Source organism: Bradyrhizobium sp. JR3.5 (assembly GCF_054057015.1).
Genome location: NZ_JBSRYV010000001.1, coordinates 1024036 through 1042181, shown reverse-complemented (window position 1 = coordinate 1042181; position 18146 = coordinate 1024036). Strand labels below are relative to the sequence as shown.

Sequence of the window (18146 nt, the reverse complement as noted above, 5' to 3'; positions counted from 1 at the left end):
ATCGCCGTGTCACTGGCCGTTGGTGCGGCGCGCGGCCTTCGGCGCCTCGTCCTTCAGCTTCTCCAATGCGCCGGGCATCATCTGCCCGAACATCGAGCTCAGCATCGCGGTCGGGATCAGGCCCGCATTGCCTCCTTCACCCGCCTGCCCGCCCGACATCAGGAATTGCGGCACCAGCGGCTGGTTGATCCGCGTCAGCGCATCGGCGAACTTCGCGAAGTTCTGCTCGGCAAGCCGGTACTCCGGCCCGCCATAGGCATCGACCGACAGCTTGGTCGCCTGCGCGTTGGCCGTGCCGACCGCGAGCACCCGGTCGGCCTCGCCCTGGCCTTCCAGCCGCGACTGCTCGCCGACTGCGGCTGCGGTCACCTTCCTCGTCTCGGCATCCTTCTGCGCGCGGGCGAGCGCAGCCGCGCCCTCGTTCTCGTGGACCTTGACCTGGATCAGCGACTGCGTCAGTGCCGTCTGCGCTGCCGCCGTCGCCTTGGCTTCGTTCAGCGCGCGCTCCTGCACCGCGGCCTTCTCCTGCTCCTGATAGGTCTCGATCTGCTCGCGTGCGATCTGGCGCGAGCGGAGCTGAATCAGGATGTTCTCGATGGTGTGGTCACCGGGGGCCGCGCGCGGCGTGCCGATCAGGACCTCCTGGAGGTCGAGCGAATAGCCCTCGAACTTCGCCTTCATCACGCGCGCCGATTCTTCCTGGATCGCTGCGCGGTTCTGCAACAGCTCGATCAGCGTCATCTTCTGCGCGATGTTCTTGAAGAACGCGCTGACCATCGGATCGAGCGTCTGCTCGACCAGCTTCTTTACGTCGCCGAAGCGCTGGATGATCATCGGCGCCTTCTTGTAGTCGATATGCATCACCACCGAGAGCGGCAGCGTCGGCTCGAACGCGTCCTTGGTGATCAGCGAGATCTCCGACAGGTTCTCGTCGAGCTTCATCGCGCCGACCTCGCCGCGCACCCATTTCAGGATGAAGTTGACGGTCGGGATCACCTCGATCTTGCCGGCATAGGTGTTGAAGGCGTACTTGCCCGGCAACAGCGGGTCCTTCCAGACGCCGCGGCTGCCGTTGAGCACCAGCTCGCCATGGCGATACTGCTCGCCCGAGACGTCGTCGGTGCGCGGGCCGGTGTAGAAGATGACGACGCCGACATTGCCGACCGGGATCACCGTCTTCGGTACCGCCTCGACGGTCGCGAACAGGCGGTTGATGTACCAGGTGCCCTCGACGATGACCTGGAGCTGGCGGCCGCGATAGCCGCCGGCGTGCAGGAATTTCTCGGGCTCCTGGAAATTGTTGTGAAAGGTCGCAGCATCCCGCAGCTCGATGCCGACTTCGGGCGCGATGATCTCGCCCGGAGGCAGCGACGGGCCGTCATGCACGGTGACGATGCCGACCAGATCGTGATCGGCCGCCAGCACCACCGGCGCAAAGCCCCAGCGCTCGGTGATCGTGAGCTGCATGCTCTCGAGCACGCCGCGTTCCCGCTCGCTGAGCGCATGACCGTAGACGCGCTCATCGGTGATGATCGCGAACTGCGTGGTGTTGATCGCATAGGTACCTTCGCGCAGGACCTTGCGCTGCGGCCCCTTCTGGCCGCCGCCGAGCAGGAAGCGGCGCGCGTCCTGGAAGTCCGACTTGTCTTCGGTGTCGTTGGCGCCGAGCACTTGCGAAGGCTCCAGCGCCGCGCCATCGCGCGCGAACACATAGGCGATCTTGCCCTGGCCGACGGTCACGAGATCCGAGCGGTGGATCCGGTACATGAAGGGAAACATCACGTGCAGGCCGCCGCGCAGCACTTCCGGCTCGTAGCCGGCCTCACCGTTCAGCGCGATGAAGCCGTCCTCGATCGAGCCTTTGATCGCCCACAACTTCTCGACGATGCCGACCTGATTGTTGGGAATGTAGCGAAATACGTTCGATATGCGCAGCAGGATCACACATGCGACCGCTGCAGCGATCCAAATAGCAGGCTGGGTTAAACCTGAACCATTAAGAAAACCGAGGAAGTCCATAGTCCATCTCCACAATTCGCAACCGGGCGGTTTGGGAACCCAAACCTGCACCGAAGAATTGCGGTGCGGAGATGTGGTCGGCGGCCCAGGGGCCGCAAGGCGCGAACATTATTCGCACTGCCAATCTTTTTTTGATGACAGCATGAACCGCCGGACTGATCGCGCGACATCGATCGGCACGAACAATCTGCTGCGATTGCACATCATTCGCAGCAGACCCGCCTTGCGCGATGACTGGGGCGTGAACTGGTAAAGGTACCGTGGAAGGTCGTCCAGGTTCCTGCGCAGGATAACGGCCGGTTCTGGTTGAACGCGAACCACACGACATCTGTCTTTGGTGACCGGGTTCGGTCGTATCACCAGTTGCCGCGCATGCGAGATCGCAACGGCGCGAGCTGTGTGAGGCGTAGCGGCTAGAATCAGTCGCGTTCGAAAATCTTGGCGCCCGGGTAGACTCGTCGGGCGTACGCGACGACGCGCGCTCGCTCCTGGGTCTCCAGGAACGGGGTTTGGATTTTGCACGACCCGACGATGAGGTGCCACAGGCCATTAAGCTTCTGAATGTTGATGATCATTTGGGTGTTCCTCGAAGAACCCGCGATCCTTAGACGTCCGAAGGTGTAGTAGTAGGAGTGCGTTGCTTGAGCCCGGACGACCGTTGGCATCGCGTCCATATTGGTCCATCTGCGCTTGGTCTGCTTCTTCTAGCGTTTCCCTTCTGCCCGGCTTTTGTCGGGAGCGCTATTCCGGCCGACTACGTTCGGGGAAAGTACGTAAGGTAGATGCACCCGCACTAGCTCACGGCCAGTATCGACCCATCGGCTCGCGTGGCTACAATTCGATGCAGTTGATAGGAAAGCAAAAACCCGGCAGCCTCTAACAGGCCGCCGGGTGGGCTTAAGTAATGTCTTGGGGATGAAATGTGTCTGTCTTTTGCCTGGTTTTGGTCGGGCGCGCTATCCGGGCGACTACGTTCGGGGAAAGTACGTGGCTTGGCGAAGCCGCGGCACGACAACTGATCATCTGGATCACGTCGCGAGGGCGGCAATCCGCGTGGTGGATCATCATGCCGCGCACGCCGGATGCGTGAGTAACGGCGCTATCTCGGATGCCACCAGCGTCCGCCGATCACGACGCCTTCGGATGCGATCTTGCGATCGCCGGTCAGGTGTTCGCCGACCACGTCGACATAGTCGAACTGCCCTTGCCTGATCGAGAGCAGCGTGGCGTCGCCGACGCTGCCCGGCTTGAGGCTGCCGAGCTCGGGACGCCGCAACGCCATCGCGGCGTTGACGGTGGACGCCGCGATCACGTCCGGCAGCGACATCCCCATGCAGAGGAATTTCGACATCGTCGTCACCTGGTCGAAGGCTGGACCGTCGATGCAGAGCTGATGGATGTCGGAGGAGATGGTGTCAGGGTAGAAGCCGTTGGCGAGCATCGCGCGTGCGGTCTTGAAGGCGAACGAGCCCTTGCCATGGCCGATGTCGAACAACACGCCGCGCTCGCGCGCCTCCAGCACCACCTTCTTCACCGTGCCCTGCGCGGTCGCCGGCGTGTTGGGGAACGGTCGGAACGCATGCGTCAGCACATCGCCCGGGCGCAGGCGCGCGAGCACCTCCTCGTAGCTCGGCGGCGGATGGTCGATATGCGCCATCAAGGGCATGCCGACCTGCTCGGCAACCTCGAGCGCGATCTCGAGCGGCACCAGCCCCGAGGTGCCCGAGGCGTGCAGTCCGACCCGCACCTTGATGCCGACGATGAGGTCGCGGTTCTCGTCCGCCAACGTGCGCCGCATCGACCGGATTCATCAGCCGCAATTCCTCGCTCTCGCCGACCATCACGCGGTCGGAGAAGCCGAAGATGCCGGCATGCGAGACATGCAGATAGGCGAGGATGCGAACCTGGCTCGGCTCGATCACATGCTTGCGGAAGCCGGCGAAATTGCCGGGCCCGGCGCTGCCGGTATCGACCGAGGTGGTGACGCCGGAGTTGCGGCAAAATTCCTCCGCGTCGATGCCGAGCGAGGTGCCGCCCCAATAGACATGAGTGTGCAGGTCGATGATCCCCGGCGAGACGATCAGCCCGGAGACATCGCGGACCTCGGTCGCGGGATCGGCTTTCAGCTCCCGGCCGACCGCCGCGACCTTGCCGGCGGCAAAGGCGACATCAGTCACCGCATCGAGCTTTTGCGACGGGTCGATCACCCGTCCGCCGCGTAGAATCAAATCGAAAGGCATCATCATCTCCGGATTTCAGTCCGGCACGATGGTCGACTTCGGCGTGCGCCTGCAAGACGTTCAGCCGACGCGGGCCTGATGGGAAATGGGCGCGGTCACTGTCGTCGTCTGATCCGCGCTGTTGTCTGTGGCGATGTCCGCAGCCTTGTCCGCCCCTTTCGCCGACGCGATGATCGCTGCAATGGCTGGATGATGCGCCGCCTCCGAGGCGGCAATGGTCTCTTGCGCCCAGCGGTACGAGGATTCGAAAATTTCCTGATGGCGGTCGAAGTCGGTGACGTCGACGCCGTCGGGCGTCGGCGGGCGCATCACCAGGTCGAGCGGCGTGGTCGGCAGCGTGTCGTAGCGCTGATGCGCGACGAGGCTGCGCCACAGCACATTGACGGCGCTCGGCGCGGCCGGCAGCGCTTTCCTCCGGAACGGTGTCAGCAGCGACGCGAGCAGCTCGAACCTTCCCGGCAGCGCGGCATAGTCGACGTCGAACATCTCGGTCGCCGGCTCGCCGAAATGGACCACCAGGTTCGGCCCGCTTTTCATCTGATGCATTTGCGCCAGCGGAACGTTGTCGACGAGACATCCGTCGACCAGCATCGAGCCGTCTTTCGTGTAGAATGGCGGCAGCAGGCCGGGGATGGCGCTGGATGCCCGCACTGCCTGCCAGATCAGGCCGGTCCGGATCAATTCGAGATTGTGCGTCGACAGATTTGTCGCGACCGCCGCGAACGGCCGCCAGCAATCCTCGATCCGGCAATTGTGGCCGTACTGATCGGCAAGCGCCCGATCGAAGGCCTTGTGGTCGAGCAGCGCGTAGCGCGGCCAGGTCGGGCGGCGGAAGCTGCGGCTGGAGACGAAGATTTCATGGGTGCCGCGCTCGAGATGCTCGGCGTCGTAGTTCTTGGCAAAGCCCGCCGCCATCGCCGAACCGACGCTGGTGCCGACGAAGATGTCGAACATCGCGCCGCGCTCGCGAAACGCCTTGTAGACGCCGACATGCGCGGTGCCGAGGCTGCCGCCGCCGCCGGCGACAAACCCGACGGCGCGGCCGCACAGGAAACGAACCAGGCTCTCGATATCGATCTGGTCCTCGAGCGCGACATGGTGATGCATGAAGCAAGGCAGCCGAGCCAGCCAGGCCGCGGTGCCGCTGACCTCGTGTTGCCTGATATCGTGAACACGAACCAGGCGCCGCGCCGACGCCGGATGCACTCCGCAGGCGAAGCTCTCGATCTCGGTGAGAACCGGCGGCGGAGCATCACCGCGGCAGGCGAACACCACGAGGTCGGCCTGGCGAATGGTCTTGCGCGCCCATTCGGATGCTTCCGCACCACCGAAATAAGCCACCAGCGGCGCGTCGTACTCGATCCGGTTGAGCCAGTCGGCGACCTCGGACGAGTCCAGCGCGCGGCCGGGAAACATCGCCTGAATGCGCGCGAGATCGACAATCTCGGCGCCTGCTGCGGCAAGGCTCAGGCGCAGCCTTCGTTCAAAGTCGTCCGGCACCGGCTCCCGTCCGCCTGCAATCAGCGCGACGGTGCGCGCCTTTGGTGACGCCCGGACGGGCAACAGGCGCGCGGTCTGGATGGCAAACCGCTGCGCAAGCGCGGCAAGCAGCGCCTCGACGATGCCAGGCGCTTCCTGCACCAGCCTCGCATAGGCCGCCCGCGTCAACACCAGCACGCTGGAATCGCGGATCGCGATTACGTTGGCCGTGCGCGGGATGTTGGCGAAGAAGCCGATCTCGCCGACCAGCTCGCCGGCGCGAAGCTCCGCGATCGGTTCGGGATGATCGATCCGGTGCACCGCGAGCGCGCCGTGCAGCACCAGGAACAATGCGTCCGAGGCGCCGCCCTGCTCGACCAGCAGTTCGCCACGCACCAGGTCGCGCCTGGTCATCGCGCCAAAAGCGATCAGCCGCTGCTCCGCGCTGAGCGTTCGGAACAGCGCGAAGTCCTCGGACAGGTTTCCCCACGCAAACGTTGCGCTCGGCGGCACACGGTTCGATTGCATGGGCGGATGTTAGCGCCGGGCCGCCGTCCCGGCGAGCGATATCAGGCCGGTCCTAACGGCGCCCCGGCCCGCATTCCTTGGGAGCACTGCAACAGGAATAGCGACGCTTCCATTGGCCTGCATCACCCGACCAGCTCCGGCCACGGCACGATGGTCGACTTCACCGTCTTCATCGCCATTGCGTCCGCCACCGCGCGTGCGACGCCGTCCTCGGTGAACGGATAGATCGTCTGCATGTCGAGCCACGGATATTTGTTGCGCGTGCGGTAGAGCATGTCGACGCCAAGCGGCAGGTCGTTGCCGGTAAAGCCCCAGGAGCCGAGCACGTTGAGGTCCTTGGTGCAGATGCGGTGCCACGACGTATTGATCGAGCCGGCGTCGGTGAACTGGCCCATCTCGACATAGGTGCCGCCGTCGCGCAGCATCTCGATGCCTTCGGGGCCGGCGGTCGGGTGGCCCGAGCAATCCATCACGAGATCGGCACCGAAGCCGCCGACGATGTCGCGCACCGCCTTGATGCGCTCCTCCGGCGTCTTCAGCTGCTCGATATCGACGGTCGCCTCGGCGCCGAACTTGCGCGCCAGCGCCAGCCGTGGCGTTTCCGGCGCGCCGACGCAGATCACGCGCCCTGCTCCCATCTCCTGCGCGGCCGCGACCGCCAGGATGCCGATCGGCCCGGAGCCCTGGATCACCACGGTGTCGCCCCAGCTGAAGCCGCCGGCGCGGGTGGCGCGGTTGAAGGCGCGAATGCAGGACGTCAGGGGCTCCGACAGCGCGCCCAGCCGCAGCGACATGTCGTCGGGCAATTTGTAGATCTTGGTGCCGGGCAGCATGTCGAGATCGACATAGACATATTCGGCCCAGCCGCCCCACATGTGCGGCGCCTTGTCGAAGCCGAGATAGCGGCCGTAATACACCGGCGTCAGGCACTTGTTGGCGCTCTCGGGATAATGGATGCAGTAATAGCAGCGGCCGCACGGCATCAAGGGCGGGATCATCACCTTCGATCCCACCTGCAGCGGCTTGCTCATGAAGTCTTCGGTGAATTCCGGGCCGCATTCGACGATCACGCCGCCGAGCTCGTGGCCGAGCGTGAACGGCCATGGCAGCGGCTTCGGCCAGTGTCCCTTCAGGATGTGCAAGTCGGTTCCGCAAACGCCGCAGGCGCCGACCTTGATCAAGGCCGCCTTTTTGCCGACATCCGGCCATGGCACGGTCCGGATTACAGGCTTGGCTCCAGGTCCATCATGCGTGCAGACGCGGATCTGCTCCATCGGTTCGCTCTCCCTGTCCTTGTCATTGGGCCGGGTTCGGCCGCACCGACTTTAGGTCAGGACAATCGGGATGTCATGAACGCCTGTCATGAAGGCCTTCATGACAGACCCTGGCGGGACGACGCGCTTCAAGTCTTGACGGGAGTATTTTTCCGCAAGGAAGCATCGCAAAGAACCGTTGATTGTGAACGCAACTGAGGGCCAATAGGCTGGTAGCATTGCGGGGAACGACACCATGAATCCTGGTATCGAAGGTATCGTTGGCATGTACGTCAAGCTGGGCGAGCTGGACACGCTGCAACGAATGAAAGAGCATCGGCAGAATCTGCTCGACCAATGTGTCGACACCGCGCATTTCAGCTTCGACGTGACGCGATCGATCTACAAGAGCGACCTCGAGGTGATCGAAGCCGGCATCGAGAGCCTCTCGGGCGAGGTCACCGGCCATGTCGACGTCTTCAACGAGAACAGGATCGCCGGCTGGGCCTTGTACGACCAGCACCCCGACAAACGAGTCACGATCGATATCTATTTCAACGGCGATCATGTTGCCGAAGTCGTCGCCGATCAGTTCCGCAAGGATCTTCTCAAGCTCAACAAGGGCGATGGGCACCACGGCTTCATGTTCGAACCGCCAGCCGGCTCCTATCAGCCGCCTTTGCAGCTCGAGATCCGTGCGGCGAAGCGCAAGGTGCTAAAGGCCGTGACTGTTGAACCACCGGCGGAGTCGGCCGAACCGGCCATGGACGCCGAAGCCAAGTAGCCCGCCGCGTCGCCTGCGCACGGAGATCGTCGGGAAGGCCCACGATGTGGTCGGAGTGCAGATGGGTGATGAAGTGCGCCGTGATCGCGCCGATCGAGATCTTCTTCTGGAACAGGTGGATGGTCGAACCGCGCCCGACGGTCATCGCGGCCGTGCGTTGTTTCCATAACCTGCACGCACAGATCGCCATTGCCGAGCTGTCGCGATGCCGCTATATCGCCCCTGTCGGAAAAGGCAGACTTGGTTTGGTAAGCCCAAGTCCTTTCGAAACGAAGTCCCTTCGGAATCGAAAGCTCTGGTCTCCCGCCTCGTGCATGAGATCCCCACGACGAACACCGGACGCCGTCGAAGCGTCCATTGTTCGTCCGTGTGGTTCTCAACCCGACGAACCGCTCCGGTCGAACATCGACAAAGGAGTAGTTCGTGCACAACCACCGCCCCCTTCCCCATGATGCCGTAATCGCCGGCGCCGGCCCGGTCGGCCTGCTGCTCGCTTGCGAGCTGCGGCTCGCAAAGCTCTCAGTCCTGGTGCTCGAGCAGACCGCGGACCCGCGCTCGCCGTTGAAGCGGCTGCCGTTCGGCATGCGCGGCCTCTCGGCGCCCACCATCGAGGCCCTCTATCGTCGCGGGATGCTGGACGACATCGCAGCGCCGCAGCGTGCGAAAGATGGCTCGGGCAGCAATGCGTCGAACGGCGCGCATTGGATGCAGCAGCCGCGCCGCCCGGCGGGCCATTTCGCCGGCATCCAGTTTCATCACGACGATATCGACAGTTCGAAATGGTCCTATCGCCTGCCGGGTCCGGCCGGCACCAGCATGGCGGTCGACATGGAGTCGCTCGAATCCGCGCTCGCCGCGCGCGCAATCGCGATGGGCGTCGAGATCAGGCGCGGCGCGGGCGTCGAGGCGTTCGATCAGTCGGATGACGGCGTGATCGTTCGCGCCGGCGGCGAGACCTTTCATGGACGCTGGCTGGTCGGTTGCGACGGCGGCCGCAGCACGGTGCGCAAGGCCGGCGGCTTCGAATTTGTCGGCACCGATCCCGAGTTCACCGGCTATTCGGTCGAGGTCGAGATTGCCGATCCGGACACGCTCTGCCCCGGCCGCCACTACACGCCGACCGGCATGTATACCTACGCGCGTCCCGGCACCATCGCGATGGTCGATTTCGACGGCGGCGCCTTCCACCGCACCCAAGCAATCACGCGCGAGCATGTGCAGGCGCTGTTGCGCCGCGTCTCCGGCACCGACGTGTCGTTGACGGCCCTCCGGCTTGCCACCACCTGGACGGATCGCGCCTGTCTGGCGACGGCTTACCGGAAGGGACGCGTGCTGCTCGCCGGCGACGCCGCGCACATCCATTCTCCGCTGGGCGGCCAGGGGCTCAACCTCGGGCTTGGCGATGCGTTGAATCTCGGCTGGAAGCTCGCCGCCACGATCCGCGGCGACGCGCCGGCCGATCTGCTCGACAGCTATTGCAGCGAACGGCATCCGGTGGGCGCGCAGATCCTCGACTGGTCGCGCGCCCAGGTCGCGCTGATGCGGCCGAGCCGGAGTTCGCGTGCGCTCGAAGCCATCATCCGCGATCTGATCGCGACACCCGACGGCGCGACATATTTTGCCGAGCGCGTGTGGGGCGTTTCGCTGCGCTACGATCTTGGCGGCGGCCATCCGCTGGTGGGCCGCAGCGCGCCCGACTTCGCGCTCGCCAGCGGGAAGAGGCTCGGCGACCTGCTCAGAGACGGGCGCGGCCTGCTGCTCGACTTTGATCCGCGCTCTCCCCTGCGCGCGCTGGCCGAGCGTTGGCGCGGGCGGATTGGCTATGTCGCAAGCGATGCCGGGGATCGGCTGGGTTTGAACGCGGTGCTGGTGCGTCCCGATGGGTTTGTGGGTTGGGCCACAGACATCGAACCGGATCTGGAGGAGACTGCTCAGGCCGCAGCGCGATGGTTCGGAGAACCTGACGCGGCATCTGCATGAGCCTAACGCCCCTGGGTGCGGCGCACGTGAACTTCGCTTGTCGCTCTCGTTCCGTGTCCGGGTTCCCTTTCACAACCGTAACGCCCCGTTAACCCTATCAGCCTTAGGGTCGTCGGGGCTCCGAATGGATGGTGGCCGGGTTTGTTGTGATGTCGTTTGCACAGAAGAAAACTACCGCCGTCCCCGTTGCCGAGGAGCGGCGACGCTTCCAGCGCGTCAAGGTGCACCTGCTCGGCCGCTACATGCTGCCCGACCGGCGCGAGTTTCCTTGCCAGATTATCAACATGTCCCCGGGCGGCCTCGCGCTGCTTGCGCCCGGCATCGGCAATGTCGGCGACCGCGTGATCGCCTATCTCGACCATATCGGCCGGGTCGAGGGCCGCATCACCCGCATCATCGACAACGGCTTTGCGATGACGATCGGCGCCACCGCGCGCAAGCGCGACAAGCTAGCCGCCCAGCTCACCTGGCTCGCCAACCGCGACATCCTCAATCTGCCCGAGGATCGCCGCCACGATCGTATCGTGCCGCGCAACCCGATCGCGCTGCTCACCCAGGAAGACGGCTCGCGGATGACCTGCCGCATCATCGACCTCTCTTTGTCCGGTGCTGCGATTGCCGCGGAGAACCGCCCGCCGCTGAAGTCGCTGGTGATGCTCGGCAGGGTGCAGGCCCGCGTGGTGCGAAATCTCGAGGAAGGCTTCGCGCTCGAGTTCGTCCACGAGCAGTCGGCGGAAACGCTCGAAGAGAGCGTTACCGCGAGGTAAAGCGAAAAACCGCTCAAGACCCCGTTTTCGGCCCGCGAAGGCGGCCTCCGGTGCACCGGTGGCCGCCTTCGGCGCGTTTGGCGCAGTAAAATCGGCGGTTAACGGCCAGGGCGTTTGAGGCAACAAACCGTGCAGGCGCAGCGCTTGCCGCGTTAATAGATAAAATTTGAATCAATTGCAGGTGTTTCAAATTTTACGCGAATTCGATTCAAGTAAAGATCGAATTCGCCGCAGCTTTTACCAGTATTCGCGTCAAATCTACTTCGCGCACTTAGCGGCGGCGCAAAAGCTTTGTGCGAAACGTGGTCCCAACAAGAAGAACGGGGGCCACGATGTTTGGGTTCAGGGGACAGGGGAAAGGTTTGGCGGTTGCCGCCATTCTGTTTGCGACGTGCGTGTCGGCCAAGGCCGGCGACGTGGTCTACGCCAGCCTGGGTGACGTTGCGCGTTCGCCGATCGGCTGGGTCGAATTCTGCGCCGACAATCCCGCCGAGTGCCGCGGCGGCAAGACGCAACCACGCGACATCGTGTTGTCGCAGACCGCTTGGCGCGACCTCGTGCGGGTCAACAAGTGGGTCAACGAATCCATCAAGCCGATGACCGACATGGATCATTGGGGCGTGATCGAGAAATGGTCGCTGCCATCAGACGGCTACGGCGACTGCGAGGACTACGTGCTCCTGAAGCGCAAGATGCTGATGGACGCCGGCTGGCCGCGCGAGGCGCTGTTGATCACGGTGGTCCGCGACAAGAAAGGCGAAGGCCACGCGGTGCTGACGGTGAAGACCGACAAGGGCGAATTCGTGCTCGACAATCAGAACGAGAGCATCGTCGCCTGGACGGAGACCGGCTACCGCTTCGTCAAGCGGCAATCGCAGAGCGATCCCAATGTATGGGTCTCGCTCGGCGACAACCGCCCGGCAGTTTCAACCGCAAGCTCGCGCTGAGCGGCAACAAGGAATCGAGTTCGCGACCCGGTCACATCCCCACCCCTCCCCGTCCCAGACCGGTTCGCGCGCGGCCAGGCTTCCCCCAAAGCCTGGCCGCAACCTTTTGAGGGGCACGGCGGCGACCGATCAGAAGAACCGATCGAGGAACGCCGCCGTCTCGTCCGAGATGCCGACGATCTTGTTGGTGGCTTGCCGATAGAGCTTGAAGTTGAGCTCGGTCTCGGGCCGGCCGTCGTCCCAATCCTTGAAGCGCTTGAGCGCGTCGCGTCCCAGCGGCCGCTTCACCAGCGCAACACGCCTGACCGCGATGCTGACACGCGGCGTTTGCCTGGCGACATCCAGCTTGCGCGGCACCGGTTCGGCTGAGGTCACCACCGCCCGTGCGATCAGGCCGTTGCCGCCCTCGTTCTCGCTCGCGAACACGAACACGATGTCGTCGGCCGCGATCAGCTTGCCGCCGTACATGGTCTTCTGCGCGGTGAAGATGAACGCCTTCGCCCGCGGTTCCCCAATCTCGGTCTTGATCGCAAACGCCATCGCATCCCCTGCGCCGGTACGCTCGGCCAGCCGGCGCCCCAAGCTTGACATCCTAGCCCGTCTTATTCATCAGCGGCTTGTTGAGAGGCTGGCGAGCGTGGCGTAAGCCGCTGAGATGGCGTAGGATTCGGTTGCTGACACCCACCCTCCGCGCATCCGGGCCGCCACACTCGCCATGACCGACGATACGAGTCTGCCGTTCTCATTTCCAGCCGTTTCCCACAAGAAGATCACAGCCTCGTTCGACGGCGGCAAGCTGACGTCGGATGGCGGCGTCATGCTTCTGGCCATGGCGGACCGGCGCCTCGGCTTGGCCGCGAAGTTGTCCTGCGTATTCCCCGAGCGGCGCGATCCGGGACGCATCGTGCACAGCCTTGCGGATATGATCCGCGCCCGCATCTTCGCCATCGCGTGTGGCTACGAGGATGGCAATGATCTCGATCGTTTACGCGGCGATCCGGCGTTCAAGCTGGCTTGCGGCCGACTGCCGGACACTGGCCGGGATCTGTGTTCGCAGCCGACCCTATCGCGCCTGGAGAATGCACCACACCTGCGCGAGGTGATCCGGCTGAGCTCTGTGCTGGTTGACCTATGGATGGACAGCTACGCGCGAGCGCCGAGCGCAATCACGCTCGACATCGACGACACGGTCGACGTGGTGCATGGCCGTCAGCAACTCTCGCTGTTCAACGCCCATTATGATGAACACTGCTTCCTGCCGATCCACGTCTACGACACCGAGCACAGCCGGCCTGTTGCGGTCCATCCTGCGCCCCGGCAAGACGCCGAGCGGCCGCGAGGTGCGGGCACACCTGCGCCGCCTGGTTCGGCGCATTCGCCGGCGCTGGCCCGATACGCGTATCACCTTCCGCGGCGACAGCCATTACGCCGGCCCCGAGGCGATGACTTTTTGCGAGCAAAACGGCGTCGATTACATCTTCGCGCTAGCCGGCACGAAGCCGCTCGCCAGAAAGGTCGACGAGGTCTGTGATGCATTTCGAACCGAACGTGCGATCGAGAACAAGATCGTGGTTCGCGGCTACACCGAGACCCGCCACGCGGCCGGCTCCTGGCATCGTGAGCGCCGCGTCGTCGCCCGCATCGAGGCAACCCAACAAGGGCTCGACGTCCGCTACGTCGTCACCAGCCTGGATATCGGCTCGGCTGAGTGGATCTATGACAGCCTCTATTGCGCTCGCGGACAGGCCGAGAACCTGATCAAGCTGCACAAGACCCAGCTCGCCTCCGATCGCACCAGTTGCCGCTCGGCGCTCGCCAACCAGGTCCGCCTCGTCTTCCACACCGCCGCCTATTGGCTCATCCTCGCCGTGCGCGATGCCATCCCAAAGCCGCGCGATCTGGCAACGGCCGAGTTCAACACGATCAGGCTCAGGCTTCTCAAGATCGCAGCCCGCGTCATCGAGACCGCCACCCGCGTCCGTCTTGCCTTCGCTGCGGCGTGCCCCGACGCCGACCTGTTCCGCGGCTTGGCAAACGCTCTGGTCCCGCAAGCACCCTGACGCGCGGGGCATGAGCCCCCGGTCACCCCGCTGCCGTCCTCCAACGCGTTCACGAAGTCGGGTCGAAAAGCGGCGAAAAAGCCGAAGCGTTCGCGCGCGCCTTCACCCCGACCGGAAATGTTCCAGCTGCCCCGCCCGGCAATCATGAATAAGACGGGCTAGCATCCGCCCTGTTGAATTGAATTCAATTCAGCCATGGACAAACGATGGGCGCGACGAGCCAGGGGACACGCGATCGGCTGCTCGCCGCAGCCCAAGAGGAGCTGATCGAAGGCCAAGGGCATCTCGAGATGCAGGCCGTCGCGAGACGGGCGCAGGTCTCGGTCGGGCTCGCCTATCACCACTTCGGATCGAAGGCCGGCCTGATCGCGGCCGTGGTCGAAGACTTCTATGAACATCTCGATGAGGCCGCCTTCGGCGGCGCCAAGCTGTCCGCCAGGAACTGGGCGGACCGGGAGAAGGCGCGGATCGGCGCCTATGTCGCCTTTCACTATGAGCACCCGTTTGCGCCGCTGGTGATCGGACCGCTGAGCCGGGCGCCCGAAGTGCTTGATGTCGAGACCGCCTTCACCAGCCGCCAGCTTGCAGCAGGAGCGCGCATGCTGGAGGCCGCGCAGCGCGATGGGATCGTACCCGGTGACCTCGACCCTCACCTCACCATTGCGCTGATGATCGGCGGCATCCGCCAGGCGCTGATCGGCGCGCTCACGGCCGGCCGGCGGCCGGATCCGGCAAGGCTGACCGGCGACATCTGGGCCTTCATGGCCGCGGCGCTGCGCCTGACCGCGAAGTCCCCGCCGGTGAAGCCAAAAGCCGCGCGGCGCAGCCGCTTCTAATGTTCAACTATAACCCCAAGGTCGGTGGCCATCTTGTTCAACCCGCATGATTTTCACACGCCGCAATCGTCCTACAGCAAGCCGGATCTGCTGCGCTCGAGCGCGGGCGGCTATTTCGGCCCCGGCAATGCGCAGCTGCCGGCGCCTCCGATGCTGATGATGGACCGCATCACCGAGATCGGCATCGACGGCGGCGCCTTCGGCAAGGGCCGCGTCGCCGCCGAACTGGACGTTGCACCGGACCATTGGTTCTTCGCCTGTCACTTTGCCGGCGACCCCGTGATGCCCGGCTGCCTCGGGCTCGACGCGATGTGGCAGATCATCGGCTTCTGGCTCGGCTGGTCGGGCTCACCGGGCAAAGGCCGCGCGCTCGGGGTCGGCGAGGTCAAGTTCAGGGGACACATCACCGCCGGACGTCAGGCTCGTGCGCTACGAGGTCGACCTGCGCCAGGTCAGGCGCGGCCGGCTGGTGCTGGGCATCGCCGACGGCCGCGTGCTCGCCGACGGCGCGTGCGTCTATCTGGCAAAGGACATGAGGGTCGGGCTGATCGCGCCGACGGACTGAGCCACGGACGCGCGCCGGACAGTCCCGTTTTGAGGCAGCAGCCGCGGAATTTGCGGCGAGTTTTGCACTCTCCGCGCCACCTGCTTGAATCCCCGGGGGTTTTGCCCGCATCGCGGTTGTGCTATGCGAAACCTTTCAATTGATGTCCGGTTCTGGTCGCATGGTCGAACTTGCCCCCCGGAATGCACAGGCCAGCAGCCTGATCGGCGTGCAGCCGATCGCGATCGGCGCCGTGGCGCTGGTGCTCGTGCTGTTCGGGATCGGCTCGATCGCGCTGTGGCGCGCCTTCAGCGGCAACGTGCCGGAGACCGACCGGATGGTCGCCGCCCGCCAATTGCAGGCGCGGACCGCACAGGTCTCCGAGGCCCTGGTGGAAAAGACCAAGGGGATGGAGGTGACCCAGCAGGAATCCATCGACCAGTTGCAGGAAGTGCAGGACCAGCTGTTGGCGATGCGCAAACAGTTCGCCGCGCAGCAGGCCGACGCCAAGAAGCTCTCCGACCAGGTCGCCGCACTGACTGAACAGGTCGAGGGCTTGCGCCAATCGCTCGCGAGCGCGCAGGCCAATGAGCCGGCCGCCGAGCCCGAGCCGCGCAAGCGGTCGAAGGCCACCCGCAGCGCCAACCGGAAGCGCCACAGATCGCGCGGCTGACGACCGAAGACGCCGGGCGCCGTCACCAGCGCGGCCTTCAAAATGCGCCAAATCCCGAACAACATCAGGACCTAAGGTGGAATTTTCCGGCTCCAGGCCTGCCGGGTAGCCCCGTATGAGTGCCCGTTAGCGTGAATTAATCCGGAACTTTGTGAACTGGTTCACATATCCGACTTCGAATCCGAGTCATCCTTAATCACCGGATGGCGTGAGCCGATTTCAATATCCGGGGCTGGCAAGGTCGTTGACGGTATACTACGTCGACGGCCTTGTTTTTTGTGACCGTGAGTCCCGGGACTGCCCACCCCGAAAACGCGGCGTGCTCGGATGACGGCTCTGCACGCGCGACATCGCTGCAGCTGAAGCCGCAGCAATCCGCGTTGCCGCCTACTTGGTGCGGTCGCGCAGGACGCGATCGCTTCGCTGCCGCAGCCGTGCAAGCTTCGGCTCGAGCTCGTGGAGCATGTAGACGAATGCGATGGCGAGGCCCGAAACAACAACCATGAACAGCAATGTCAGATCAGGAATGGTCAGCATCTCTGATATCCTCTGAGGCCCGGCTCCAATCGCAGCCGGACCGTTTGTTTTCGCGACGCGTTCACACACAGACTGCTGCAATGCGCTGCAAGCAGCGTACCAATGCGCGACGGCCCCGGCATCAAGACACCGAGGCCGCGCCGATCATTCCAAGAACCATCAGCATGGCGATCCGATGGACCGGCCATGCGTCAGCAGATATCTCAGTTGCAAACCTGCACCGGTCGCACCTGCCAGCCATACGGCGTCAGCATGCGACGGCGCACGACATAACAACCGCCGTCACCGTAACCATAGCCGTAGCCATACCCGTCGTCGTAGCCGTAGCCGGCGTAGTACGGGTTGCCGTAGTAGCCGTCATAGTAATCGTAGGCGCCGTAGCCCAGACCGAAGCCGATCGCGGCCGCCGCGAACGGATAGCCCCAGCCGCGCCGATGCCAGCCTCCACCATGCCAGCCGCCGCCATGCCAACCGCCGCCGATCGCAGCCGACCGGAAGCCACCGCCCGCGCCCATGGCGCGGAAAGCGCCGCCGCCAAATCCGCCGCCGTGGAAGCCGCCGCCACCATGGAAGCCACCGCCACCGTGGAAGCCGCCCCCGCCGAAGCCACCGCGCGCCGACGCGGGGTCGACCGTGAACAGGCCGACCGAGGCCGTCGCCAGCAAGGCAATCATCGTTTTACGCAACATCACCCGTTACTCCTCTTTCCAAGGCTTTGCTTTTCAAGCCTCCTCCGCCGCGTCCCGCGCATGCTAACCCAATGTAGGACCGCGGCTTCGACCGCGCGCCTATGCCGCGCTCACTTCTGCGCGACCCGCGTTCATCAAGGCGCAGCCGTCAAAAGTTAACAGCCGCGGCAGATGCCATTGACGCGGCGGTCGACCGTCCTGTTCTCGTCGGCGATCGCCTTGTCGAAGCTTTCGCTCGACGCCGAGCCGGTGGTGACGCCCTCACCGGTGTTCAGCCGACCGGAAGACTGAGCCGTGCCGGCGCTGTTGGTGCCGGGCGGCGGTGACGCGACTTGCGGCGATGCCGAGCTGGCTGACGAGGGGCTGCCGCTCCCAGTACCGCTTCCAGTACCTTGGGCGACGGTAACCGTGGGCGCCAGCAGAATGGCGATTGTCGCTGACGCGACGGTGACGGATAATTTGCGCATGGCAATTCTCCCTTGCGGACATCAACGGGTCCGCAAAACGCCGGTTCCCACAGGCGTTGGGGCAATACAGTTTGGGAGCAATGCAATTTGCGCAAGCTGATCGAATTTGACGACGACACTTTCGACAAGCTGAAGCAGCTTGGGCGCGACCGGATGGCGACGCTGCAGGAGCTCGCGGACGAGGCCTTCGCCGACCTCCTCAAGAAGCACGGTATTCCGATCGACCTGAAAGACGCGCTGCGCAAGAGCGCGAGACTTCAGGAGACAGCAAGACTCCAGGAGGCGGCAAAGCCAGGCCCCGCAACACCGAAGGGCGCACGCAAGCAGGGCCGGAAGCGCTGAG

The 18146-nt window shown here is 64.4% G+C and carries 15 protein-coding genes and 3 pseudogenes; 9 read left to right on the top strand and 9 right to left on the bottom strand.

Annotated elements, in window-relative coordinates:
* Nucleotides 1-9 precede the first annotated feature (9 nt).
* The 5 genes and pseudogenes from ACVWW1_RS05155 to ACVWW1_RS05135 form a co-directional block, all read right to left on the bottom strand.
* Nucleotides 10-2019, bottom strand: coding sequence for an SPFH domain-containing protein (locus ACVWW1_RS05155; protein WP_456655075.1), 2010 nt, complete (start codon nt 2017-2019; stop codon nt 10-12).
* Nucleotides 2020-2438: 419 nt separating this feature from the next.
* A complete protein-coding gene (locus ACVWW1_RS05150; RefSeq protein ID WP_198964709.1) occupies nt 2439-2594 on the bottom strand; it encodes a hypothetical protein in 156 nt (51 codons plus the stop codon).
* 524 nt (nt 2595-3118) lie between these two features.
* Nucleotides 3119-4259, bottom strand: a pseudogene (locus ACVWW1_RS05145) (amidohydrolase/deacetylase family metallohydrolase).
* Between the two features lie 60 nt (nt 4260-4319).
* Nucleotides 4320-6266 carry a cyclic nucleotide-binding and patatin-like phospholipase domain-containing protein gene (locus ACVWW1_RS05140; RefSeq protein WP_456655074.1) on the bottom strand — a complete coding sequence of 649 codons (1947 nt, stop codon included), beginning with the start codon at nt 6264-6266 and terminating at the stop codon, nt 4320-4322.
* A gap of 122 nt (nt 6267-6388) precedes the next feature.
* Entirely contained in the window at nt 6389-7540 is a 1152-nt protein-coding gene (locus ACVWW1_RS05135; protein WP_092115162.1) for a zinc-binding dehydrogenase, read from the bottom strand.
* Between the two features lie 235 nt (nt 7541-7775).
* Here ACVWW1_RS05135 and ACVWW1_RS05130 point away from each other — a divergent pair, with 235 nt between their 5' ends.
* The 4 genes from ACVWW1_RS05130 (at nt 7776) to ACVWW1_RS05115 (ending at nt 11997) form a co-directional block, all read left to right on the top strand.
* A complete protein-coding gene (locus ACVWW1_RS05130) occupies nt 7776-8303 on the top strand; it encodes a hypothetical protein (protein ID WP_456655073.1) in 528 nt (175 codons plus the stop codon).
* Nucleotides 8304-8726: 423 nt separating this feature from the next.
* Nucleotides 8727-10283, top strand: a complete 1557-nt coding sequence (locus ACVWW1_RS05125) for an FAD-dependent monooxygenase (RefSeq protein ID WP_456655072.1) — start codon at nt 8727-8729, stop codon at nt 10281-10283.
* Nucleotides 10284-10432: 149 nt separating this feature from the next.
* Nucleotides 10433-11050, top strand: coding sequence for a PilZ domain-containing protein (locus ACVWW1_RS05120; RefSeq protein ID WP_456655071.1), 618 nt, complete (start codon nt 10433-10435; stop codon nt 11048-11050).
* A 332-nt stretch (nt 11051-11382) separates the two neighbouring features.
* Nucleotides 11383-11997 carry a transglutaminase-like cysteine peptidase gene (locus tag ACVWW1_RS05115; RefSeq protein WP_092115167.1) on the top strand — a complete coding sequence of 205 codons (615 nt, stop codon included), beginning with the start codon at nt 11383-11385 and terminating at the stop codon, nt 11995-11997.
* 129 nt (nt 11998-12126) lie between these two features.
* Here ACVWW1_RS05115 and ACVWW1_RS05110 read toward each other — a convergent pair whose 3' ends face one another.
* The gene (locus ACVWW1_RS05110; protein ID WP_456655070.1) at nt 12127-12579 is read right to left on the bottom strand and encodes a hypothetical protein; all 453 of its coding nucleotides are present in this window, start codon (nt 12577-12579) and stop codon (nt 12127-12129) included.
* A gap of 133 nt (nt 12580-12712) precedes the next feature.
* Between ACVWW1_RS05110 and ACVWW1_RS05105 the strand changes: the two are divergent.
* From ACVWW1_RS05105 to ACVWW1_RS05090, 4 genes and pseudogenes are all read left to right on the top strand, one after another.
* Nucleotides 12713-14057 (top strand): annotated as a pseudogene (locus ACVWW1_RS05105) (IS1380 family transposase).
* A 206-nt stretch (nt 14058-14263) separates the two neighbouring features.
* A complete protein-coding gene (locus ACVWW1_RS05100; protein ID WP_456655069.1) occupies nt 14264-14893 on the top strand; it encodes a TetR/AcrR family transcriptional regulator in 630 nt (209 codons plus the stop codon).
* A 33-nt stretch (nt 14894-14926) separates the two neighbouring features.
* Nucleotides 14927-15458 (top strand): annotated as a pseudogene (gene fabA, locus ACVWW1_RS05095) (bifunctional 3-hydroxydecanoyl-ACP dehydratase/trans-2-decenoyl-ACP isomerase).
* 160 nt (nt 15459-15618) lie between these two features.
* Nucleotides 15619-16110 carry a hypothetical protein gene (locus tag ACVWW1_RS05090; protein WP_176534970.1) on the top strand — a complete coding sequence of 164 codons (492 nt, stop codon included), beginning with the start codon at nt 15619-15621 and terminating at the stop codon, nt 16108-16110.
* A gap of 387 nt (nt 16111-16497) precedes the next feature.
* Here ACVWW1_RS05090 and ACVWW1_RS05085 read toward each other — a convergent pair whose 3' ends face one another.
* The 3 genes from ACVWW1_RS05085 to ACVWW1_RS05075 form a co-directional block, all read right to left on the bottom strand.
* The gene (locus tag ACVWW1_RS05085) at nt 16498-16647 is read right to left on the bottom strand and encodes a hypothetical protein (RefSeq protein WP_176530426.1); all 150 of its coding nucleotides are present in this window, start codon (nt 16645-16647) and stop codon (nt 16498-16500) included.
* A 203-nt stretch (nt 16648-16850) separates the two neighbouring features.
* A complete protein-coding gene (locus ACVWW1_RS05080; RefSeq protein WP_456655068.1) occupies nt 16851-17336 on the bottom strand; it encodes a hypothetical protein in 486 nt (161 codons plus the stop codon).
* Between the two features lie 155 nt (nt 17337-17491).
* A complete protein-coding gene (locus ACVWW1_RS05075; RefSeq protein ID WP_176528434.1) occupies nt 17492-17803 on the bottom strand; it encodes a hypothetical protein in 312 nt (103 codons plus the stop codon).
* 87 nt (nt 17804-17890) lie between these two features.
* On the opposite strand from ACVWW1_RS05075, the gene ACVWW1_RS05070 reads away from it, so the two are divergent.
* Nucleotides 17891-18145 (top strand): hypothetical protein, encoded by a 255-nt coding sequence (locus ACVWW1_RS05070; RefSeq protein WP_173637351.1) that lies wholly within the window; start codon nt 17891-17893, stop codon nt 18143-18145.
* Nucleotide 18146 lies beyond the last annotated feature (1 nt).

Excerpts from the sequence above, each read along its gene's own strand:
- ACVWW1_RS05155 (WP_456655075.1), bottom strand. The coding sequence starts at position 2,019 with ATGGACTTCCTCGGTTTTCTTAATGGTTCAGGTTTAACCCAGCCTGCT.
- ACVWW1_RS05100 (WP_456655069.1), top strand. The coding sequence starts at position 14,264 with ATGGGCGCGACGAGCCAGGGGACACGCGATCGGCTGCTCGCCGCAGCC.
- ACVWW1_RS05090 (WP_176534970.1), top strand. The coding sequence starts at position 15,619 with ATGGTCGAACTTGCCCCCCGGAATGCACAGGCCAGCAGCCTGATCGGC.
- ACVWW1_RS05130 (WP_456655073.1), top strand. The coding sequence starts at position 7,776 with ATGAATCCTGGTATCGAAGGTATCGTTGGCATGTACGTCAAGCTGGGC.
- ACVWW1_RS05120 (WP_456655071.1), top strand. The coding sequence starts at position 10,433 with ATGTCGTTTGCACAGAAGAAAACTACCGCCGTCCCCGTTGCCGAGGAG.
- ACVWW1_RS05140 (WP_456655074.1), bottom strand. The coding sequence starts at position 6,266 with ATGCAATCGAACCGTGTGCCGCCGAGCGCAACGTTTGCGTGGGGAAAC.
- ACVWW1_RS05115 (WP_092115167.1), top strand. The coding sequence starts at position 11,383 with ATGTTTGGGTTCAGGGGACAGGGGAAAGGTTTGGCGGTTGCCGCCATT.
- ACVWW1_RS05075 (WP_176528434.1), bottom strand. The coding sequence starts at position 17,803 with ATGCGCAAATTATCCGTCACCGTCGCGTCAGCGACAATCGCCATTCTG.
- ACVWW1_RS05080 (WP_456655068.1), bottom strand. The coding sequence starts at position 17,336 with ATGTTGCGTAAAACGATGATTGCCTTGCTGGCGACGGCCTCGGTCGGC.
- ACVWW1_RS05085 (WP_176530426.1), bottom strand. The coding sequence starts at position 16,647 with ATGCTGACCATTCCTGATCTGACATTGCTGTTCATGGTTGTTGTTTCG.
- ACVWW1_RS05135 (WP_092115162.1), bottom strand. The coding sequence starts at position 7,540 with ATGGAGCAGATCCGCGTCTGCACGCATGATGGACCTGGAGCCAAGCCT.
- ACVWW1_RS05150 (WP_198964709.1), bottom strand. The coding sequence starts at position 2,594 with ATGATCATCAACATTCAGAAGCTTAATGGCCTGTGGCACCTCATCGTC.